Source organism: Ruegeria profundi (assembly GCF_049800715.1).
GTDB classification, from domain to species: domain Bacteria; phylum Pseudomonadota; class Alphaproteobacteria; order Rhodobacterales; family Rhodobacteraceae; genus Ruegeria; species Ruegeria profundi_A.
The window spans coordinates 115,919-136,962 of record NZ_JBNAFO010000010.1 but is presented as its reverse complement, the minus strand read 5'-3'; the positions used below and the strand labels follow the sequence as shown (position 1 = coordinate 136,962).

Sequence of the window (21,044 nt, the reverse complement as noted above, 5' to 3'; positions counted from 1 at the left end):
TTCCCGGCTTCTTTTCGTTTTACATACGGATGGTCTGACTGTGCCACGCAATGCACGGCCCGAACAGATCAATCCTCAGCCAAACGAACCAGTGCCGCACCAGCCTCGACCTGCGCACCAGCGTCAGCCAACACCTCGGCCACCACGCCGTCGCGCGCCGCGAGCAGAGAATGCTCCATCTTCATGGCTTCCAGAATCGCCAGCCGGTCACCCTCTTTCACCGCCTGCCCTGCCAAGGCAAAGACGGCCTTGACCAGACCTGGCATCGGCGCCTCGATCACGTTGGTATCTCCTGCAGCGCTGGCATCGCGATCCAAGGAGTCGACGATTTCAAACGCCTGCCCATAGCCTTCAAACACTGTGATCTGAGGCCCAGCGACGGCAACATGGGGCATGCGCTGTCCATCAATGACCCACCCCCCATTGCGCTGCGCAATCACCTGCGTGCCATTCACGGTCCAGACCTGCCGGTGCGGGCTTTCGACCTGAACATCCAGATCAAGAACCTCACCGTCGCGCATCAGCTGCACGGCCCGGTGCAACGGCCCCCACAGGGTGAAGCCTGTCTCTGACGTGGTCTCTGTTAGCCCCAGCGCTGTCATCGCCGCGGCCACCACCGAGGCATTGCTCGCGTCCGCCGCCTGCACAAGATCCTCGAGGTCACGCCCGATCAGACCCGTATCGACATCGCCCGAGGCAAACCCACCATGGCGAGTCAGAGCGCCAAGAAAGGCCAGATTGGTCACCGTCCCGGCAACCTCGGTTTGACGCAGGGCCCGATGCAGGCTTTCCAGCGCGACCGCGCGGGTCGGACCATGCACGACGACCTTGGCGATCATCGGATCATACCAGGGGCTGATCGTATCCCCCGCCCGCACGCCACTATCCGCGCGGCACTCAAGCGGAAACCGCAGATGGGTCAGAGTTCCCGTTGCTGGCAAAAAGCCCTTGGGCACATCCTCGGCGTACAGCCGTGCCTCAAACGCGTGACCATTGATCGACAGGTCATTCTGCTGCCTCGGCAAGCTTTCACCCGCTGCAACGCGCAACTGCCATTCGACCAGATCAACGCCCGTAATCGCCTCGGTCACAGGATGTTCAACCTGCAGGCGCGTGTTCATCTCCATGAACCAGAAGCGATCCGGCCGCAGCCCTTCGGACGCGTCGACAATGAACTCAACCGTCCCGGCCCCTTTGTAGCCAATCGCCTCTGCCGCACGAACACCGGCCTGCCCCATCGCCTCGCGCATCTCAGCCGTCATACCGGGGGCCGGCGCCTCTTCAATCACCTTCTGATGTCGCCGTTGCAGCGAGCAGTCCCGTTCAAACAGATGCACCGCATGGGTGCCGTCGCCGAAAACTTGAACCTCGATATGCCGAGGTTTGGCGACAAATTTCTCGACCAGAACCGCGTCATTGCCAAAGGCGGTCTTTGCCTCACCGCGCGCGCTGTCCAGAGCGTCCGAGAACGCCTCGGGAGTCTCAACCAACCGCATACCTTTGCCGCCGCCACCTGCAACCGCCTTGATCAGCACGGGATAGCCAATGGCTGCGGCTGCCTCGGCCAGATGAGCGGGGTCCTGATTTTCACCGTGATATCCGGGCACAACGGGAACGCCCGCGTCCTCCATCAAAGCCTTGGCCGCATCCTTGAGACCCATCTTACGGATCGCATCCGCCGACGGTCCGATAAAGGTTAGCCCTGCGGCGTCAACTGCACCCACAAAATCGGGGTTCTCGGACAGAAACCCATAGCCAGGATGGATCGCCTGCGCCCCGGTCTCGAGTGCCGCCTGGATGATCACATCTCCCTTTAGATAGCTTTCAGCCGGAGCGGCCCCGCCGATATTCACCGCCTCATCTGCCATCTGCACATGCTTCGCCGTGGCATCCGCATCCGAATAGACAGCAACACAGGACACACCCATTTTCTGAGCGGTTTCGATAACGCGACAGGCAATCTCGCCTCGGTTTGCGATTAGGATTTTACTGAGCATGACAAACCGCCTCTTCGAAGATAGAACCAGACGAGCATTCGGTGCTTAGGCTCCAAGAGGACGCAGTGCATTCGAAAGCTTCATCGCGGAAATAGAACAGAAAGTTTCTCGCAGGGTCAGACCTAGCCGACACTATAGTCCAAGGTGTCTCGTCTTGACCTTCCCTAAAATCGCCCTCCACCGCGTAAAACTCTCCCCAAGCTGGCGCCACTTTACTGAAGCGGCACTGCCCACCGAACCACCCGTGATCATTGATCGAAGTGAAACGAAATCGCTGGCAATCAACAAACCGGATAAACAGATGCCCTCGCGCCAGATGCGACGGGTTCAACCACTCATTTGGGCAAAACCGCAACCAGAGATCGCCACCTGCTCTTGCAGCTACCGGCATCGGCGCATTCGGATCAGCGTTCCAATCCTCGTTCAATTTCGTGAAATGTGTGTCCATTGGGAAATCACATCCTGAACACGCCGAAACGTGTTTCCTCGATCGGGGCGTTCAAGGCGGCACTCAGAGACAGGGATAGTACATCGCGCGATTTGCGTGGGTCGATGATGCCGTCATCCCACAACCGAGCCGAGGCATAGAGCGGATGAGACTGCTCCTCGAACATATCCAAAGTCGGGCGTTTGAATTCGGCCTCCTCCTCGGCCGACCAGGTCCCGCCCTGCCGTTCGATCCCGTCGCGTTTGACAGTGGCCAGAACGCCTGCCGCCTGCTCTCCGCCCATCACCGAAATCCGTGAGTTCGGCCAGGTCCATAGGAACCGCGGCTGATATGCCCGACCGGCCATGCCATAGTTTCCGGCTCCGAAAGACCCTCCGACAAGCATCGTGATCTTCGGCACCGAGGTTGTCGCCACCGCCGTCACCATCTTGGCCCCATGCCGCGCGATGCCTTCGTTCTCGTATTTGCGACCGACCATAAAGCCGGTGATATTCTGCAGGAACACCAGCGGGATGCGACGTTGAGAACACAGCTCAACAAAATGCGCCCCCTTCTGTGCAGCTTCGGAAAACAACACACCATTATTGGCGATGATGCCCACCGGGCAGCCTTTGACATGGGCAAAGCCAGTCACCAGTGTCTCGCCAAAGCGTGGCTTGAATTCATCGAACCGAGAGCCATCGACCAGACGCGCGATCACTTCTCGGATGTCATAGGGCATGCGCAGATCAGCCGGAACAACGCCGAGGATCTCCTCGGGGTCATAAGCTGGGTCTTCCGGGGTGGCCCAATCTACCGTCTGCGGTTTACGCAGGTTCAACGAGCCGACAGCCCGACGTGCCAAAGCCAGCGCGTGGGCGTCATCCTCGGCCAGATAGTCCGCCACGCCGGACAGGCGGGTATGGACATCGCCGCCGCCCAGATCTTCGGAACTCACAACCTCGCCGGTCGCCGCTTTCACCAGAGGCGGCCCGGCCAGGAAGATCGTACCTTGTTCTTTCACAATGATGGTCACGTCCGACATTGCGGGCACATAGGCCCCACCCGCCGTACAAGAGCCCATCACCACAGCAATCTGAGCAATCCCCTTCGCGCTCATCCGCGCTTGGTTATAGAAGATACGGCCAAAGTGGTCGCGGTCAGGGAAAACCTCATCCTGATTGGGCAGGTTCGCGCCGCCGCTATCGACCAGATAAATGCAGGGTAGATGGTTTTCCTCGGCAATCTCCTGCGCGCGGAGATGTTTTTTGACGGTCATCGGATAGTATGTGCCGCCCTTCACGGTGGCGTCGTTGCACACCACCATGACCTCGCGCCCCTGTACTCGGCCAATGCCCGCGATCACCCCGGCACAAGGCGCGGCATCGCCATACATTCCATGCGCCGCCGTCGCGCCGATCTCTAGAAACGGAGACCCTGGATCGAGCAGGTTCGCCACCCTACGTCGAGGCAGCATCTTGCCCCGAGAGACGTGCCGCGCGCGAGATTTCTCTCCGCCTCCCATACGGGCTGCTTCGGCAGCTGAGGAAATCTGCGCCAGCGCGTCGAGATGGGCTACGCGATTTGCTTTGAAGCCCTCAGAGGCGGACATGGCTTTGGACGTTAGTTTCATTTGGCTACCTCATCGGCTAGTCTTTGCAGGTGCCGCCACTCCACCCAACCTCCTGCATTCAAATACATCTTGCACCACGTATCCGAGGGAATTTCTTCTCTAGGAGATGCATCGCAAACATCGAACTCCTCTTGGACTAACCGGAGGTACTTACGTTCATAGTTTCGAGCTACCCAGCCGGACCCTCCAATGCTTTCCGGCAAATTGGATTCTATCTCTTTCCAGATTCCACCGACATGTTCAGAAAGCTCTACCAAACATTGAACTCGATCTTCTTCAACGCGTCCGATTGTGCAGTATTCGACTGCAGTGCTCACACAATTGGTGTCCATCGTCATACCGTTCTCGGGTTGACTTAAATGTGCACACCCGTTGAACCATTTCAAAACACTAATCGGTTTGTCCGTACTTTCTGCATGCGCAGTGCAAACGCTAGACAAAACTAAGGAAAGTGCGCAGGCCAAGTTTTTCATAGTGGGACCTCCCCAGCAGCCCGCGCCTTCAATTCCTTGCGGATCACCTTCCCCGTCACCGTCATCGGCAACTCGTCCAGAAACGCCACCTCACGCGGATAGGAATACTGCGCTAGCCGGTCCTTGACCCAGTCCTGTAACTCCGGTCCTGAGGCCTCAGCCCCAGGTTTCAACACCACATAGGCCTTCACGATCTCGGTCCGCAGCGGGTCGGGCTTGCCGACCACGCCGACCGTTGCCACAGCCGGGTGCGTCAGCAAACAATCCTCGATCTCAGCCGGGCCGATGCGGTATCCGGATGAGGTGATCACGTCATCATCGCGACCGACGAAGCGCAGATAGTCGCCCTCCCAAACGCCTCGGTCTCCGGTGATCAGCCAATCGCCCCGGAACTTCTCGGCCGTCGCCTCGGGTCGGTTCCAGTATTCCAGCAACATCGAGGCCGAACCGCGCCGGATGGCCACATCGCCCTCGTCCCTCGTGGGCGTGCCGTCCTCATCGATCACCGCGACCTCATGGCCCGGTACCGGCTTGCCGATGCAGCCGGGGCGCACCGGAAAATCCTCGGCACAGGACGAGACGACCATATTGCATTCGGTTTGGCCATAGAACTCGTTGATCGTCAGTCCAAAGGCCTGTTGCCCCCACGCCAGCATCTCGGCGCCCAGAGGCTCACCCCCAGATGCGACCGAACGCAGGCCGGGGATGCTCTGATCCGCCGCTTTCAGCATCCGCAGCGCGGTCGGAGGGAAGAACACATTGCGCACGTTGCCGCGCGCGATTACGTCGGCGCAGGCTTCGGGGGTGAATTTTTCCAGCCGTGAGGCCACCACGGGAATGCCCAGCGCCAGGCCCGGCATCAGGACATCGAACAGCCCTCCGATCCAGGCCCAATCCGCCGGGGTCCATAGGCAATCCCCCGCGCGCAGGTGATTATGGCTAATCGAAACGCCGGGCAGATGGCCGGTCAGCACGCGGTGCCCGTGCAGAGCACCCTTAGGGCTGCCGGTTGTGCCCGAAGTATAGATCAGCACGGCGGGGTCTTCGGGGCCGGTATTCGCAAAGGGCAACTCTGGGCCGCGTTGGACAAACTCGGCGGCGACTATCGGCTCGGCCAGATCACCCAGCAGCACCGCGCCCTCGGCATCTGTCAGAACGATCCCTGCCCCGGCATCCGCTACGCGGGAGCGCAGCGCGTCTTGTTTGAAAAGCTTGAACAGAGGCACCGAGATCGCACCGATCTTCCAGATCGCCAGATGCGCCGCCGCACACCACGGCGACTGGCTAAGCAAAACACCAACCCGGTCACCGGTCTGGACCTTGGGCAAGAGCGCCCGCGCAAGCCCATCGGCCATCTCGTGCAGTTGACCGTAAGTTACCGGCCGCTCATCGCCCTTTGTCAGATCGACCAAGGCGACCTGTTCGGGCGGATGGTTCAGGCACTGGTGCGCCATGTTCAGCCTATCGGGGACATCCCAGCCACCAGCCGAGCGCAAACCCGGTATGCGCAGATCGCCTGACATCAAAATTTTCCTTTATTTTCAGGGATTTCAGCTATGTCACACTTGGCGGGTGCGCTCTCGCGAATTTGACTCAGATCAGAGAGCGCAGGCAGCGCCCGTGCAAAACAGCGTTCATCAACTGAACCAAAGGCAGAACAATGACCAATAAACTCGCCGCTTTGACACTCTCCACTGCGCTGGTCGCGCTGGCTGGCCCCGCACTCGCCCAATCGCAAGGTGACTGGACCGTTGGTTTCGGTGTCGGCTACCTGGACCCTAAATCTGACAACGGAACGCTGGCTGGCGCGGACGCAACCATTGACGCCGACACCCGCCCGATATTCACCGCCGAGTATTTCGTCCGTGACAATCTGGGTATCGAACTGCTGGCCGCGACGCCGTTCAAGCACAACATCTCGCTGAATGGCGTCGAGACATCCTCGGTCAAGCACCTTCCGCCCACCTTGTCGCTTAACTACCACTTCCCGACCAACAGTGCGTGGAAGCCCTATGTTGGTGCAGGTCTGAACTACACCATCTTCTTTGACGAAAGTCTGGACGGTCTTGAAATCGACAATTCGTTCGGTGTTTCGCTGCAGGCCGGTCTGGACTATATGGTCTCCGACGCTGGCGCTGTCCGTTTGAACGTGCGTTGGTTCGATATCGACTCGGACGTCAAACTGAACGGTGCCGATATCGGTACCGCGGATATCGATCCTTGGCTGGTCGGCGTATCCTACGTCCATCGCTTCTGATCCTTTGATCGAAACGCCCCGCAGTTCCCTCGGCTGCGGGGCGATTTCTTACCCCAGCATTTCGCCCATCAATTCGCGACCGATTAGCATGCGGCGGATTTCGCTGGTCCCGGCCCCGATCTCCATCAGCTTGGCATCCCGGAAGATCCGGCTGACCGGAGCGTCCGACAAGAACCCCGCCCCACCCATCGCCTGAACGGCCTGATGCGCCTGCGTCATCGCCGCCTCAGAGGCATAGAGACAGCACGCAGCCGCGTCTTGACGAGTCACATCCCCACGGTCACACGCCTTGGCGACCTCATACACGTAAGCACGGGCCGAGTTCATCGCAGTGTACATATCTGCGATCTTGCCCTGCATCAGTTGGAACATGCCGATGGGTTTGCCAAACTGCTTGCGTTCAGCCAGATAGGGCATGATTTCATCCAGACAGGCGGCCATGATGCCGGTTCCGATACCGGCCAGCACGACACGTTCGTAGTCGAGCCCGGACATCAGAACGGCAACACCCTTGCCCTCTTCGCCCAGAACATTCTCAAACGGTACTTCTACGTCTTCAAAGATCAGTTCTGCGGTGTTGGACCCACGCATCCCAAGCTTGTCGAAATGGGGTGAGGTCGAGAATCCCGTCATCTCCTTCTCGATCAGAAACGCGGTGATCCCTTTCGATCCCGCATCCGGGTCGGTTTTGGCATAGACGACCAGAGTATCCGCGTCCGGCCCATTGGTGATCCAATACTTGTTCCCGTTCAGGCGGTAATGATCATTGCGCTTCTCAGCGCGCAGCTTCATCGAAACCACATCCGATCCAGCCGAGGGTTCGGACATCGCCAGCGCGCCCACGTGCTCGCCCGAGATCAGGCGCGGCAGGTATTTCTGCTTTTGCTCTTCCGTGCCGTTCAGTTTGATCTGGTTCACGCAGAGGTTGGAATGCGCACCATAGGATAGCGAGACCGAGGCCGAGGCCCGCGCGATCTCCTCAATAGCGATGGTGTGCGCAAGATAAGACATGCCAGCGCCACCATATTCCTCGGGCACGGTCACGCCCAAAAGGCCAAGCGCGCCCATCTCGGTCCATAGCTCATTGGGGAACGCGTTCGACGCATCGACGTCAGCCGCCATCGGCTTGACCCTCTCCTGCGCCCAACGATGCACCATCTCGCGCAGCGCATTCACGTCCTCGCCCAGATCGAATTGCATACTCGCCATGAACATTGACGCTCTCCTCTCAGCATTAATGAACAAGTGTTCAATAAGTGGATACCAGCGAATCTGCGGCGGGTCAATCATTCCGGGCACGCCGGTTCCAATACGCAAAACGCCGCCCGAACCGGGGCGGCGTATTCTGAAAAATCAAGCGTGCGCTGCGGGCGCACTCAATTGGATCACGATTGGTAGACGGCTCCGACCTCAGCCCGGATGATGCGGGCGATCAGCTGGCAGTCTTCCAGCGAAAAGGTCAGCGGTACGCGCATATCCATTATCCCCGCCAGAACCCGGTCCGAGGCAGGCATCCGCTCACTCTCGGCATAGCGCCAACTGTCATAGCGTGAGGTAAACCCGGTTGGCTCGGCGCCGCCGAACCATTTCAACTCCACTCCACGGCCGGCGCAGCGACTGATCACCTCGGCAATCCGCTCCGGCAGCCAGTCGAGCAGTAGGAACTGGATTGACGACCCCACGTAAGTCTCTGCCTCGGGACGCTCGACCATCGTCAGGCCGGGCGTTCCCCGCAGACCGTCTTCAATGGCCTGATAGCGTTCGTTCCAGCGGCCAACCTGCCGATCCAGATCCCGTAGCTGAGGGCGCAAAATCGCCGCACGCAAATTATCCATACGGCCCGAAACGTTCGGCGTGGTGTACTTGATCCGCTCAAACACCTCTGGCCCCGGCGCAGCCAGATGCCGCTCGTAGAGCATGTAGGACCCCGACAGCATTGTGGCTTTGGCCGCAAGTTCATCATCATCGGTAACCAGCAGACCACCCTCGCCCGAGTTCACATGCTTATAGGTCTGGCACGAATAACACCCGATAGCCCCTTGCCGGCCCGAGAGCTGCCCGCGCCAAGCGGCCCCCATCGTATGGGCGCAATCCTCGATCACGACAACGCCCGCCGCATCGCAGAGCTGCATCAACCGATCCATGTCGCACAGATGGCCACGCATATGGCTGAGCATCAGAACCCGCGCCTGATCCAGCTTGGCCTCCAGATCCTCCAAATCAATGGTCAGGTTTTCGGTCACACCGACAAAAACCGGCTTGGCCCCGACCGAAGCAATTGCCCCCGGCACAGGGGCCAGAGTAAACGCGTTGGTCAGCACCGGCTCGCCGGGCTGCACACCTACGGCCCGCAATGCGGTCGCCAAAGCATAGCCACCCGACGATACGGCAAGGCAATATTTTGCCCCCATCTGGGCCGCGAATTCCTGCTCCAGCAGCGCGGTCTCGCCCAATTCTCCAGGCACCACGTTGTAGCGATGCAGACGCCCGTGCCGGAGAACGGCCAGAGCGGCCTCGACCGCCTCGTTTGGGATGGGTTCTTGCTGGGTGAAGCTGCCAGTGAATGTCTCAGTCATGGCCTAGTTCTGGGGCTCCAACCGGTCCGGGTCAAGGGATCAAGCCGCCGCACCGATCAACTCGGCCACAAGATCGGGCAGATCGTTGAAATGATGCAGCAGCGCCTCGGGCTCCAAAGCGGCCATATCGTCACCTGAGGGACCGAAAGTAACCAGAACCGAAGGCACCCCGGCCGCTTTCGCGGTGTTGCGGTCGGTATCGGAATCTCCGATCAGAACGCACAGGTCCGGATGCCCACCGGCACGCCGCGCGGCCTCGCGCAGAGGCTCGGGGTCAGGTTTACGCACCGGTAGTGTGTCTGCCCCGACCAACGAGGCGAAGTGATCCAGCACCCCCATCTGGCTGAGCAATTGATGCGCCAGACGTTCAGGCTTGTTGGTGCATATCCCAACGCCATAACCTGCGGTTTTCAGGGCCTCGACCGCCTCCAAAGCACCGGGGTAGAACTGCGTGTGCGTGTCGATGTCCTGAGCGTAGGCCTCAAGCAAAACCGGATAATACGCGTTGACTGTGCCTTCATCATAGGCCCCGACGCGCTTCAATCCGTGCGTCAGCATCATACGCCCGCCACGTACGGCGATGCCCGCATCCTGCCCGTGAACCAGAACATCCCCATGCCCCATCTCGCGAAAACAATGGTTTGCAGCGGCCAGCAAATCGCCCGATGTATCCGCCAAAGTGCCGTCCAGATCGAAGATGACCGTGCGCATTGCGCCTCCTTGCTCGGCAGGTTTCCGCCATGTCCTGTTGCAATCGGCAATCTAGTTTGATGGCCGAACGGCTTGCGCCTTTGCCCTCAGCGGATAAAACGGACGGCAACAAAACACAAAGAGAAAACGATTTCATGACCACTGCCCTTGTCATCCTTGCCGCCGGGAAAGGCACCAGGATGAATTCGGACATCCCCAAAGTCCTGCACCCGATCGCTCAGGTTCCGATGCTGGTTCACGCCATGCGCGCCGGTTCCGTACTGTCGCCCGAGCGCACCGTGATCGTCACAGGCCACGGGGCCGAGGCCGTCGCCAAGATCGCACAGGCCGAGGATGAGACCGCGCAGATCGCGGTGCAAGAGGAGCAACTGGGCACCGCTCATGCCGTCGCACAGGCCCGCGATGCGCTGGAAGGGTTCGATGGCGATGTCGTGGTTCTCTACGGTGATACGCCGTTCCTTCAAGCCGACACGCTCGAGCGGATGATTGAAGCGCGCGTGCAGAATGATCTGGTGATTCTCGGTTTTGCAGCCGCCGACCCGGCCCGTTATGGCCGCCTAGTGATGAATGGCGACACGTTGGAGCGGATCGTCGAGTTCAAGGACGCATCAGATGAAGAACGCGCGATCACCTTCTGCAACTCGGGTCTGTTGGCCTGCAATGCGGAAACCTTGATGTCCCTTATTGATGCGGTCAGCAACGACAACGCCTCGGGCGAATACTACCTGACGGATGTGGTCGAAATCGCCCGCTCCCGCGATCTAAGCGTGACAGCGGTCGCCTGCGATGAGGCGCAGACGCTAGGTGTGAACTCTCGCGCAGATCTGGCCGCAGCGGATGGGGTGTTTCAGGCGCAGGCGCGGGCCGAGTTGCTGGATTTGGGGGTCACACTGATGGCCCCGGAAACGGTCTACCTTGCCGCCGATACGGTGATCGGGCGCGATACGGTGATCGAACCAAATGTGGTCTTCGGTCCCGGCGTGACCGTCGAAAGCGGCGCAACGATCCGGGCGTTTTCGCATCTGGAGGGCTGCCATGTCAGCCGAGAGGCCATCATCGGCCCGTATGCCCGCCTGCGCCCCGGCGCGGAATTGGCGGAAAACGCGCGCATCGGCAATTTCGTCGAGATCAAGAATGCCGAGATCGCCGAGGGCGCCAAGGTCAATCACCTCAGCTATATCGGGGATGCCTCGGTTGGGGCGGGTTCGAATATCGGGGCAGGCACGATCACCTGCAACTATGACGGCGTGATGAAGCACAAGACCACGATTGGTGAGGGTGTCTTTATTGGGTCCAATACAATGCTGGTGGCTCCGGTGACCGTAGGTGATGGCGCAATGACGGCAACGGGAACGGTCGTAACCAAAGACGTGGAAGCCGAGGCGCTGGCCGTCGCGCGCGCCAAACAGGAAAATAAGCCCGGCTATGCGCGCAAATTGTTTGATATGTTAAAGGCGAAAAAGGCTCGCCGCGATAAAGAGGCCTGAGTTTATGTGTGGAATTGTAGGTGTATTGGGACAGCATGAGGCTGCCCCCATTTTGGTTGAAGCCCTGAAACGGCTGGAATATCGCGGCTATGACAGCGCAGGGATTGCGACCGTCAACGATGGCGCTTTGGGACGCCGTCGGGCCGTTGGCAAGCTGGTGAACTTGAGCGACCTTCTGGTCCACGATCCTTTGCCCGGCAAATCCGGGATCGGGCACACCCGCTGGGCCACGCACGGCGCGCCCTCGGTCACCAACGCGCATCCGCACAAAGCCGGGCCAGTCGCCGTTGTCCATAACGGCATTGTCGAAAACTACCGCGAGCTACGCGCCGAACTGGCCGAACACGGCGTGGATTTCGTGACCGAGACCGACACCGAAACCGTGGCCCTGATGGCCGCACACTACCTGAATACCGGTCTGTCCCCTGTTGAAGCGGCCTTCAAGACTATCGACCAGCTGGAAGGTGCATTTGCGTTGGCCTTTCTGTTCGACGGTCAAGACGACCTGATCGTGGCCGCGCGCAAGGGTTCTCCGCTGGCGATCGGCCATGGAGAAGGCGAGATGTATGTGGGTTCTGACGCGATTGCTCTTGCTCCGCTGACCAACAAGATCACCTATCTTGAGGAAGGCGACCGCGCTGTCCTGACCCGCACCTCGCTGGAAATTCGCACCGAAGCCGGTGAACTGGCCAATCGCGAAATGCGTAAGATCAAGCTGGATACGGCCCGTGCCGACAAGGGCGAACACAAGCACTTCATGGCCAAGGAAATCGCCGAGCAACCGGTGGTCGTGGCCGAGGCGATCCGCTCATACCTGCCCACCGGCGGAGACCGCGTGGTTCTACCCGAGACCGATCTGGATTTCACCAAGCTGGATCGCCTGACCATGGTCGCCTGCGGCACGGCCTTTTATGCCTGCCTGACGGCGAAGTACTGGTTCGAGCAGCTGGCGAAAATGCCGGTCGAGGTCGATATCGCCAGCGAATTCCGCTATCGCGAACCTCCGATCACTGACCGCACGCTGGCCTTGTTTGTTAGCCAGTCGGGCGAAACCGCCGATACGCTGGCCGCGCTGCGCTATTGCGAGGGTAAGGCCGACAAGATCGTTTCGGTCGTCAATGTTCCCGAAAGCTCGATTGCGCGGGAAAGCGATATCGCCCTGCCCATCCATGCGGGGGTTGAAATCGGCGTAGCCTCGACCAAGGCCTTCACTTGCCAGCTGAGCGTGCTGCTGATGCTGGCGCTGAAAGCTGCGGCAGATCGTGGAACCCTGAGCGATGAAGAATTGGCCGATCACGCCGCTGCCCTGCGCGGCTTGCCTTCGGTCCTGAACGCCGCCTTGGATCAGAACCGTGCCATCCGCAAGTCCGCCCAGCGCCTGTCCGAAGCCCGCGACGTGCTGTTCTTGGGCCGTGGCCTGATGTATCCGCTTGCGATGGAAGGCGCGCTGAAACTGAAGGAAATCAGCTACATCCATGCCGAAGGTTACGCGTCGGGTGAATTGAAACACGGCCCCATCGCGTTGATCGACAAGCATATGCCCGTGGTGGTCATGGCCCCGCGCGATGCCGTTTTCGACAAGACTGTCTCGAACATGCAAGAGGTGATGGCACGCAAGGGCAAGGTCATCCTAGTGTCGGACGATGACGGCATCGTTGAGGCAGGCGATGATGTCTGGAGCACAATCCGCATGCCCCACATCCACACGAATCTGACCCCGATCCTCTACTCGGTTCCCGCGCAGTTGTTGGCCTATCACACGGCTGTCGCCAAGGGGACAGATGTGGATCAGCCACGCAACCTCGCGAAATCTGTGACTGTGGAGTAAGGCATGGCCAAGCAATTCCCCCATCTGGACGAGGCTCATCAGAAATTCATCACCGAACAGCACATGTTTTTCGTGGGCAGCGCCGGGGTTGAGGGGCGGGTCAATATCTCACCCAAGGGCATGGATTCACTGCGTGTTCTGGGGCCAAACCGGATTGCATGGATGAACCTGACCGGCAGCGGCAATGAAACCGCCGGGCATGTGCTTGAGGTCAACCGCATGACCCTGATGTGGTGTTCCTTCACCACGCGCCCGCTGATCCTGCGCACCTATGGCACCGCACGCACCCTGCATGCGGGGGATGACGGTTGGGACGAACTGGCAGGTCAATTCCCCAACCACCGCAGCGCGCGACAGATCTATGACCTCAGTATTGATCTGGTGCAGACCTCCTGCGGCTATGCGGTTCCGTTCATGGAGTTCCAGTCGGATCGCGACACGATGCAAAAATGGGTCGACGGCAAATCAGACGACGATATCCGCGCCTATTGGGTCGCGAAGAACCAGCAGACGATTGACGGCAAGCCCACCGGCGTTCCGGTCTAGACCATGCTTGCCCCCTATCTGGATCAGATCAAAGCCCATGCCGATGCCGAGCGCGCGGAACACGTCGCGGCCTATCACAAGGCCGAGCGTCCCTATCTGGGCGTTGCGGTCCCGGTTCTCAACGATCTGACCAAAGCCTGGCGCAAGGAATTGTCAGTTGCTGAGCGCGTCACAGTTGCGGATGCGCTCTGGCAGACCAACATCCACGAGGCGCGCCTCGCAGCCTCGAAACTGCTGACACAAGCGCGGCTTCGCCCAGATGAGGATGTCTGGGCATTGTTGCAAAGCTGGGTGCCCGATTTCGACGCATGGGCCATCGCCGACCACGCCTGTACCGCCATCCAGAAACGCCTGAGTTTCGATCCCGCGCGGCTGGATCAGGCCGAAACATGGACGGGATCAGACCACATGTGGACCCGCCGCGCTGCTCTGGTCTCAACGCTTCCTTGGACCAAGCAGAACCACCCCAAACCAGAAGATCTGGCGCGCCGAGATCGAATCCTCAGGTGGGCCGCGGGCTATGTGCCCGATCGGAACTGGTTCATCCAGAAATCCATAGCGTGGTGGCTACGGGAACTCTCCAAACATGATCCCGAACGGGTCGTGGCTTTTCTGGACGCGCATGGCGACGCGATGAAACCCTTTGCCCGGCGCGAGGCCGGAAAATACCTGAAGGGTTAGTTGGCGTAGACCTCGACCTCGACCAACTGATCAAACGGCACCAGCAACGCCCGCATGGCATCTAGTGACAAACGGCTGCCACCCGTCTCGGGCCCCGAGGCCGGAACCAGCGTGATATAGGCCTGCGCCCCGGTTTTCGGCACAACCACCCGCGCGGTCACCTCGGAATCGACCAAAGGCGTCTGCATCCAGCGGCCCGGAGTTGACGGATCGCCCAACCCGGCAATAGTGGTCTTAGCGCCGGTCCAATTCGCCGTCGCAGTTGCAGGCTGGATATAGGCTGAGCTTTCCGCCTCAGCAGGTGCGGTCTCTACAGCAGCAGGCGTTACCTCCGCCGCAGCCTCATCGCGCCCTAACAAACGATCCGTCGTCGAACGCACGGTATCGCACCCGACCAGCAAAACGCAGGATATCACAAGCAGTTCTCTCATACTCCGAACCTACTACCGCTCAGGCAGCTGTACCAGACCAAAGCACAGTTCACTCTTGTCGTGGGCCTGTTCCAGCTTTACCTATACCGCATGACTGCTCCGCTTATTGATCCTTTCGCCCGTGCCATCACGTATCTGCGCGTCTCGGTAACCGACCGCTGCGACTTTCGCTGCGTCTACTGCATGTCCGAGAACATGACCTTTCTGCCCAAGAAAGACCTGCTGACGCTGGAAGAGCTGGACCGCATGTGTTCCACCTTCGTGAATATGGGTGTTGAGAAACTGCGCATCACCGGGGGTGAGCCGCTCGTGCGTCGCAATATCATGACGTTCTTCAACTCCATGACCCGTCATCTGGAAAGCGGCGCGCTGAAAGAGCTAACGCTGACAACCAATGGCTCGCAGCTCGCGCGTTTTGCCGATGATCTCTACGCGGCGGGTGTGCGGCGGGTGAATATCTCGCTGGACACGCTGGATGAGGAAAAATTCGCAGCCGTTACGCGATGGGGGCGTCTGAAACAGGTTCTGAACGGGATTGATGCCGCGCAAAAGGCGGGCCTGCGGGTCAAGATCAACGCGGTGGCTCTGAAGGGCTTCAACGAACCCGAATTGCCCCAGATCACCGAATGGTGCGCCGAACGCGACATGGACTTGACCTGGATCGAGGTAATGCCGATGGGCGACATCGGCAATGAGGACCGGTTGGACCAGTACTGGTCGCTGAAAGATGTGCGCAAGGAATACGAAAACCACTACAGCGTGACCGATCTTGCCGAACGCTCCGGAGGGCCTGCGCGTTATGTCCGGCTTGAGGAAACTGGCCAGAAGATCGGCTTTATCACCCCGCTTTCCCATAATTTCTGCGAAAGCTGCAACCGCGTGCGCCTTACCTGCACCGGTGAGCTTTACATGTGCCTGGGCCAGGAGGACATGGCCGACCTGCGCGCGCCGTTGCGCGATCACCCGGACACGGAAAAACCGTTGGAAGAGGCGATCCGCGCTGCGATCAACCTCAAGCCCAAAGGCCATGACTTCGACTATTCCCGTCAGGCCGTCGATGGCCAGATGAGCCGCCACATGAGCCACACAGGCGGCTGACATGCCCGGCTCTGACGTTCGTCCGACGCTGCTGTACAAGCTGTACTGCGGCGTCACCTCTCTCGTGCAACCTTTGGCCTGGCGGACCGTGCGCAAAAAGCTGCAGGCGGCCGAGGTCTCGAACCAGCGCCAGCAGGAGCGACTAGGCTATGCCAGCCTCGACCGCCCCGCGGGACAATTGATCTGGTTTCACGCCGCCAGCGTCGGCGAAAGCCTCTCGGTGCTCAGCCTAATCCACCGGCTTGGCGAGCGCCTGCCGCAAACCGAGTTCCTGATCACCTCCGGCACGCCCACCTCAGCCGCGCTGATTGCCAAGCGACTGCCCCTTCGCACCAGACATCAGTTTCCACCCTTGGACAGCGCCGGACCTGTGCAGCGGTTTCTGGACCACTGGGCACCAGATGCCGCCATATTCGTAGAAAGCGAAATCTGGCCCCGCCTGATCGTCGAGACGGCGAATCGCGGGACACCTCTGTGTCTTCTGAATGCACGCTTGTCCGACAAGTCCGTGGCGGGGTGGCAAAAGCGCCCAGAAACTGCGCGCTTTATTCTGGACCGCTTCGCGCTATTTCTGACGCAGAACGATAAAACGGCCAAAAACCTTATCGCCATCGGAGCGGACCCACAGCGCGTCCAACCCGGCACCAACCTCAAAGCGATGTCCGACCCATTACCGGTGGATCAAACCACGCTGGCGGATGTCCAAAGACAGATCGGCGATCGACCCGTCTGGATCGCCAGCTCGACCCATGCAGGCGAAGAGGAAGCGGTTCTGGCCGCCCACAAAGCTCTGCTGAAGCAGTACCCGGACTTGCTGTTGCTGCTGATACCGCGGCACCCGGAACGGCGTGAGGAGGTCGCGACCCTCCTGACCAAGGCCAAACTCACATCGGTCTTCCGAACCAAAACCGAGTCGATCACCAATGAGACACAAGTCTACGTGGCCGATACCCTTGGCGAGACCGGCACATGGTATGCGCTTTGCCCGATTGTCTTTCTCGGCGGGTCTTTGAGAGAGATCGGCGGCCACAACCCGTTCGAACCCGCTCAAGCCGGGGCTGCCGTCCTCACCGGTCCGGGCTACTTCAATTTTGCCGAAACTTTCGCACCCCTGATCGAAACCGGCGGAGCCGTTCAGGTTGAAACCGCCAAAGACCTTGAGAAAGCCGTCAAAACCTGGCTGTCCAACGCCGCAGCCCTGACCCAAGCCCGCACCTCCGCCCGCGCCTGCGTCACAACTCAAAAAGACGCGTTGCAAAACGTGATCGAAACGCTCTGCACCACACTCAACCTTGAGTCGAAGGATCCTTCTTCATCTGGCTGAAAATATCCCGGGGGTGTGGGGGCAGAGCCCCCGCCCTCTCCATCAGGCCGCAGGCATCCGCTGTTCGACAATCTCGGCCCACCAGCTGCATCCGGCTGGAATGGCCTCATCGTTGAAATTGTACTCGGGGTGATGAACCATGGCCGTGTCGCCATTGCCCACCAGAATATAGGCCCCAGGACGTTCCTCCAACATAAAGGCAAAATCCTCGCCGCCCATAACCAGAGGGGCCTCTTCGCAAGCACCAGATACCGACCGCGCGACGTCAGCCGCAAACTCGGTCTGCTCGTCGCTGTTCACCATGACCGGATAGCCTCGAATATAGGTGACGTCCGCTGTGCCACCAAAGGTCGCCGCTACGCCGTTGCAGATCTCGTTGATCCGCTTCTCGGCCAGATCACGCATCTCCTTGCTCATGGTGCGCACCGTGCCTTTGATCTGAACTGATTGCGGGATCACGTTGAAGGCCTTCGACGAGGTCTCGAACGAGGTGACCGACACAACCACCTGATCAACCGGATCCGCATTGCGCGAGGCAATCGTCTGCAGCGCTAGCACCGCCTGCGCCGTCATCACGGTGGTATCGACCGTCTCCTGCGGTTTCGCCGCATGGCCGCCGCGTCCTTCAAACGTGATGTCAAACTGGTCGGTCGCTGCAAAGAACGACCCTGGACGGATCAAGAAGCTGCCAACCGGTTTGCCCGGCCAGTTGTGCATCCCATAGACCTCCTGAATGTTCCAGCGGTCCATCATGCCGTCTTCACACATCTCGCGACCACCGCCACCACCTTCTTCGGCGGGCTGGAAGATCACCACGACGGTCCCGTCGAAATTGCGGGTTTCCGACAGGTACTTCGCCGCCCCAAGCAGCATCGCGGTATGACCATCATGACCGCAAGCGTGCATTGCCCCCGGAGTTTTCGAGGCATAGTCCAGCCCCGTCGCCTCAAGGATCGGCAGAGCGTCCATATCCGCACGCAGACCGATCACCTTGCCTTTGCTGTCCGACTTGCCCTTGATCACACCGACAACGCCGGTGCGGCCAATACCGGTGACAACCTCATCGCAGCCGAACTCTTTCAGCTTTTCGGCCACCAGAGCGCTGGTGCGGTGGGTTTCAAAGAGGATTTCGGGGTTTTCGTGCAGGTCGCGTCGCCATGTGGTGATCTCGTCCTGCAATTCCGCAAAGCGGTTTTTAACTGGCATATCTTGTCTCTCCTAAATCATTCGGCCGGCATCCGGCGTTCGACCATCTCAGCAAACCAGCTACAACCGGCAGGTATGGCATCATCATCGAAATTGTATTCCGGGTGGTGACACATGGCAGTGTCTCCGTTACCTAGAAAGATGTAGGCTCCGGGCCGTTCTTCAAGCATGTAGGCGAAATCTTCCGACGGCATGATCGGATCTGTGCCGTCATTCACCTTTCCGGCCACGGCTGCGGCGGCCTCAGCGGCATAGCTAGTCTCGGCCTCGGAGTTTACCGTCACCGGATAGCCAGGCGTCCATTCTACCTTCGCGGACGCGTCAAAGGCCGAGGCTGTATCTTCTGCAATTCGGCGAACACGCTGTTCCGCGATCGCGCGGTACTCGGGGTCAAGCGTTCGTACCGTGCCTTTCAGACGGACCGTATGCGCAATCACGTTTGAGGCCACGCTGTCCGTCTCGAACGTACCCACCGTCAGAACAACTCGTTTGATCGGATCGACAGTGCGGGACACAACGGATTGCAAAGACACAACAATATGTGAGGCGACAAGCGTTGTATCCACCGCCTCATGCGGGGCTGCCGCGTGGCCACCCTTGCCGGTGACGGTAATCTCGAACTCATCCGACGAGGCTAGCAGGGCTCCGGGCCGGATCGCAAATTCACCAACCGGCAGGCCGGGCATGTTGTGCATGCCGTAGACTTCCTGAATGCCCCAGCGCTCCATCAACCCGTCCTGACACATAGCGAGACCTCCGGCGCCGCCCTCCTCGGCCGGTTGAAAGATCAGCACGGCGGTGCCATCGAAATTCCGCGTCTCGGCCAGATACTGCGCAGCCCCAAGCAGCATCGAGGTGTGCCCGTCATGCCCACAAGCATGCATCTTACCCGGAACGGTCGAGGCATAGTCCAGACCCGTTGCCTCTTCGATCGGCAGGGCGTCCATATCTGCCCGCAATCCGATCGCCCGACCCTTAGTGTCCGAGCGGCCCTTGATTACAGCCACAACACCTGTCTTGCCGACGCCCTCGGTGATTTCATCGACACCGAAGGCCTTCAACCGTTCAACAACAAAACCGGCGGTCTCGTGAACGTCATACATCAGTTCGGGATGAGCGTGCAGATGGCGGCGCCACTTGGTGATCTCTGCCTGCATTTCGGCAAGTCTGTTTTTCACCGGCATTTTGGACCTCCTCGGGATCAGGTAGACAGTTTCTCGACCAGCCGCTGCATGAATGCATGGCCCGCTTCGAACTGCGCGACCGAGATGAACTCGTTCGGTTGATGTGCCTGCGCAATGTCACCGGGGCCGCAGATGACCGCTGAGTAACCTGCTTCCTGAAACTGCCCGGCCTCGGTGCCATAGCTGACCACATGGCTTGCGTTGTCACCGGTAAGGGCGCGTACCAAAGCTTCGGCCTCACCATCCTTTTCGGGGACCAGACCGGGGATCGAGAAATTCTCAGAGATTTCGATCCGCGCTTCGGGGTGTACCGCCTGCATCCGCGCTTCAACGGCGCGCACCTGTTCTAAATAGGCATCGCGCCACGCGGCTTTGCTTTCATCCGGCACCGTGCGGAAATCCAGCATGAAGTGGCAATCCTTGGCGGTGATATTATGCGCGGTGCCGCCTTCGATCATTCCCACATGGACCGTGGTCCAGGGCGGATCGAACACCGCTGCCGTTTCGCTAGGCGTGGCCGCCTTATTGCGGGCGTTCTGTTCGTTCGCCCAATTGATCAGTGGCGCGGCCTCCATGATGGCATTCACGCCTGTGTGCATGATCGAGCTATGAACCTCGAACCCGACCATATGCGTATCGTAGCCAAAACCGCCCTTGTGGCCGGTGACAGCCTGCATTGTCGACGGCTCGCCCACGATCACGGCCGAGCCTTTGGGCAGCACTTTGTTCATCGCCTCGATCATTGGCGGAGCGCCCGTGCAACCAACCTCTTCATCGAAGCTCAGTGCCAGTTGCAAAGGACGCTTGAGGCCTGCATTGCGCGCTTCGACCAACGCCCAGATCGCCAGCGCGTCAAAGCCCTTCATGTCGCAGGTGCCGCGTCCGTAATACTTGCCGTCCTTCTCAGTGACAGTGAACGGATCCGTGTCCCAGGGCTGTCCGTCCACCGGAACGACATCAGTGTGACCCGAGAGGACAACGCCCCCCTCTTCCCACGGGCCGGCATGCGCAAAAATCGCCGCCTTGTGCGGCTGATCCGGATCCGGCCAGCGATGGGCTTCGATACCGTGTTCGTTCAGGTAACCTTCGACCCAGTCCACCAGCGGCAAGTTTGTGTCACGGCTTACGGTCGGGAATGAGATCAGTTTGGTCATGATCTCAAGCGGCGTCAGACGCTGTGGCATA

General features: G+C 59.7%; 19 protein-coding genes. 8 read left to right on the top strand and 11 right to left on the bottom strand.

Annotated elements, in window-relative coordinates:
* Positions 1–68: 68 nt before the first annotated feature.
* A complete protein-coding gene (locus ACP15L_RS16425; protein WP_425085012.1) occupies positions 69–1,997 on the bottom strand; it encodes an acetyl/propionyl/methylcrotonyl-CoA carboxylase subunit alpha in 1,929 nt (642 codons plus the stop codon).
* A 154-nt stretch (positions 1,998–2,151) separates the two neighbouring features.
* On the opposite strand from ACP15L_RS16425, the gene ACP15L_RS16420 reads away from it, so the two are divergent.
* A complete protein-coding gene (locus tag ACP15L_RS16420) occupies positions 2,152–2,463 on the top strand; it encodes a hypothetical protein (protein WP_425085011.1) in 312 nt (103 codons plus the stop codon).
* On the opposite strand, the gene ACP15L_RS16415 is transcribed toward ACP15L_RS16420, so the two are convergent.
* From ACP15L_RS16415 to ACP15L_RS16405, 3 genes are read right to left on the bottom strand one after another with little or no spacing between them, the layout of a single operon-like run.
* Positions 2,453–4,057, bottom strand: a complete 1,605-nt coding sequence (locus ACP15L_RS16415; RefSeq protein ID WP_425085010.1) for a carboxyl transferase domain-containing protein — start codon at positions 4,055–4,057, stop codon at positions 2,453–2,455. The genes ACP15L_RS16420 and ACP15L_RS16415 overlap by 11 nt on opposite strands.
* Positions 4,054–4,530 carry a hypothetical protein gene (locus ACP15L_RS16410; RefSeq protein ID WP_425085009.1) on the bottom strand — a complete coding sequence of 159 codons (477 nt, stop codon included), beginning with the start codon at positions 4,528–4,530 and terminating at the stop codon, positions 4,054–4,056. The genes ACP15L_RS16415 and ACP15L_RS16410 overlap by 4 nt, the downstream gene beginning before the upstream one ends.
* Complete coding sequence (locus ACP15L_RS16405; RefSeq protein ID WP_425085008.1) at positions 4,527–6,053, bottom strand: AMP-binding protein; 1,527 nt, start codon at positions 6,051–6,053, stop codon at positions 4,527–4,529. Before ACP15L_RS16405 ends, ACP15L_RS16410 begins: the two co-directional genes overlap by 4 nt.
* Before the next feature lie 137 nt (positions 6,054–6,190).
* Between ACP15L_RS16405 and ACP15L_RS16400 the strand changes: the two genes are divergently transcribed.
* The gene (locus ACP15L_RS16400; protein WP_425085007.1) at positions 6,191–6,787 is read left to right on the top strand and encodes an OmpW/AlkL family protein; all 597 of its coding nucleotides are present in this window, start codon (positions 6,191–6,193) and stop codon (positions 6,785–6,787) included.
* Between the two features lie 48 nt (positions 6,788–6,835).
* Here ACP15L_RS16400 and ACP15L_RS16395 read toward each other — a convergent pair whose 3' ends face one another.
* The 3 genes from ACP15L_RS16395 to ACP15L_RS16385 form a co-directional block, all read right to left on the bottom strand.
* The gene (locus ACP15L_RS16395; RefSeq protein WP_425085006.1) at positions 6,836–8,002 is read right to left on the bottom strand and encodes an isovaleryl-CoA dehydrogenase; all 1,167 of its coding nucleotides are present in this window, start codon (positions 8,000–8,002) and stop codon (positions 6,836–6,838) included.
* Positions 8,003–8,172: 170 nt separating this feature from the next.
* Positions 8,173–9,363 carry a DegT/DnrJ/EryC1/StrS family aminotransferase gene (locus ACP15L_RS16390; protein WP_425085005.1) on the bottom strand — a complete coding sequence of 397 codons (1,191 nt, stop codon included), beginning with the start codon at positions 9,361–9,363 and terminating at the stop codon, positions 8,173–8,175.
* A 39-nt stretch (positions 9,364–9,402) separates the two neighbouring features.
* Positions 9,403–10,074 (bottom strand): HAD-IA family hydrolase, encoded by a 672-nt coding sequence (locus ACP15L_RS16385; protein ID WP_425085004.1) that lies wholly within the window; start codon positions 10,072–10,074, stop codon positions 9,403–9,405.
* Positions 10,075–10,208: 134 nt separating this feature from the next.
* On the opposite strand from ACP15L_RS16385, the gene glmU reads away from it, so the two are divergent.
* Genes glmU through ACP15L_RS16365 form a run of 4 tightly spaced genes read left to right on the top strand, consistent with a single transcriptional unit; the run spans position 10,209 to position 14,616 of the window.
* Positions 10,209–11,561: a bifunctional UDP-N-acetylglucosamine diphosphorylase/glucosamine-1-phosphate N-acetyltransferase GlmU gene (glmU, locus tag ACP15L_RS16380; protein WP_170691920.1), complete on the top strand. Its 1,353-nt coding sequence runs from the start codon at positions 10,209–10,211 to the stop codon at positions 11,559–11,561.
* Between the two features lie 4 nt (positions 11,562–11,565).
* Positions 11,566–13,389: a glutamine--fructose-6-phosphate transaminase (isomerizing) gene (gene glmS / locus ACP15L_RS16375; RefSeq protein WP_170691918.1), complete on the top strand. Its 1,824-nt coding sequence runs from the start codon at positions 11,566–11,568 to the stop codon at positions 13,387–13,389.
* Between the two features lie 3 nt (positions 13,390–13,392).
* Positions 13,393–13,935, top strand: a complete 543-nt coding sequence (locus tag ACP15L_RS16370; protein ID WP_425085003.1) for a pyridoxamine 5'-phosphate oxidase family protein — start codon at positions 13,393–13,395, stop codon at positions 13,933–13,935.
* A 3-nt stretch (positions 13,936–13,938) separates the two neighbouring features.
* Positions 13,939–14,616 (top strand): DNA alkylation repair protein, encoded by a 678-nt coding sequence (locus ACP15L_RS16365; RefSeq protein ID WP_425085002.1) that lies wholly within the window; start codon positions 13,939–13,941, stop codon positions 14,614–14,616.
* Here ACP15L_RS16365 and ACP15L_RS16360 read toward each other — a convergent pair.
* The gene (locus ACP15L_RS16360; protein WP_425085001.1) at positions 14,613–15,047 is read right to left on the bottom strand and encodes a hypothetical protein; all 435 of its coding nucleotides are present in this window, start codon (positions 15,045–15,047) and stop codon (positions 14,613–14,615) included. The two genes, ACP15L_RS16365 and ACP15L_RS16360, sit on opposite strands and share 4 nt — an antisense overlap.
* Before the next feature lie 90 nt (positions 15,048–15,137).
* Between ACP15L_RS16360 and moaA the strand changes: the two genes are divergently transcribed.
* Together moaA and ACP15L_RS16350 are read left to right on the top strand one after the other, a co-directional pair.
* The gene (gene moaA, locus ACP15L_RS16355) at positions 15,138–16,145 is read left to right on the top strand and encodes a GTP 3',8-cyclase MoaA (RefSeq protein ID WP_425085000.1); all 1,008 of its coding nucleotides are present in this window, start codon (positions 15,138–15,140) and stop codon (positions 16,143–16,145) included.
* A 1-nt stretch (position 16,146) separates the two neighbouring features.
* Entirely contained in the window at positions 16,147–17,469 is a 1,323-nt protein-coding gene (locus tag ACP15L_RS16350; protein WP_425084999.1) for a 3-deoxy-D-manno-octulosonic acid transferase, read from the top strand.
* A 42-nt stretch (positions 17,470–17,511) separates the two neighbouring features.
* Here the strand turns inward: ACP15L_RS16350 and ACP15L_RS16345 are convergent, their stop codons facing one another.
* The 3 genes from ACP15L_RS16345 to argE are packed head-to-tail and all read right to left on the bottom strand — an operon-like array spanning position 17,512 to position 21,043.
* Positions 17,512–18,675 (bottom strand): M20 aminoacylase family protein, encoded by a 1,164-nt coding sequence (locus tag ACP15L_RS16345; protein ID WP_425084998.1) that lies wholly within the window; start codon positions 18,673–18,675, stop codon positions 17,512–17,514.
* A gap of 17 nt (positions 18,676–18,692) precedes the next feature.
* Entirely contained in the window at positions 18,693–19,859 is a 1,167-nt protein-coding gene (locus tag ACP15L_RS16340; protein ID WP_425084997.1) for a M20 aminoacylase family protein, read from the bottom strand.
* A gap of 17 nt (positions 19,860–19,876) precedes the next feature.
* A complete protein-coding gene (gene argE / locus ACP15L_RS16335) occupies positions 19,877–21,043 on the bottom strand; it encodes an acetylornithine deacetylase (RefSeq protein ID WP_425084996.1) in 1,167 nt (388 codons plus the stop codon).
* Position 21,044: the final 1 nt, after the last annotated feature.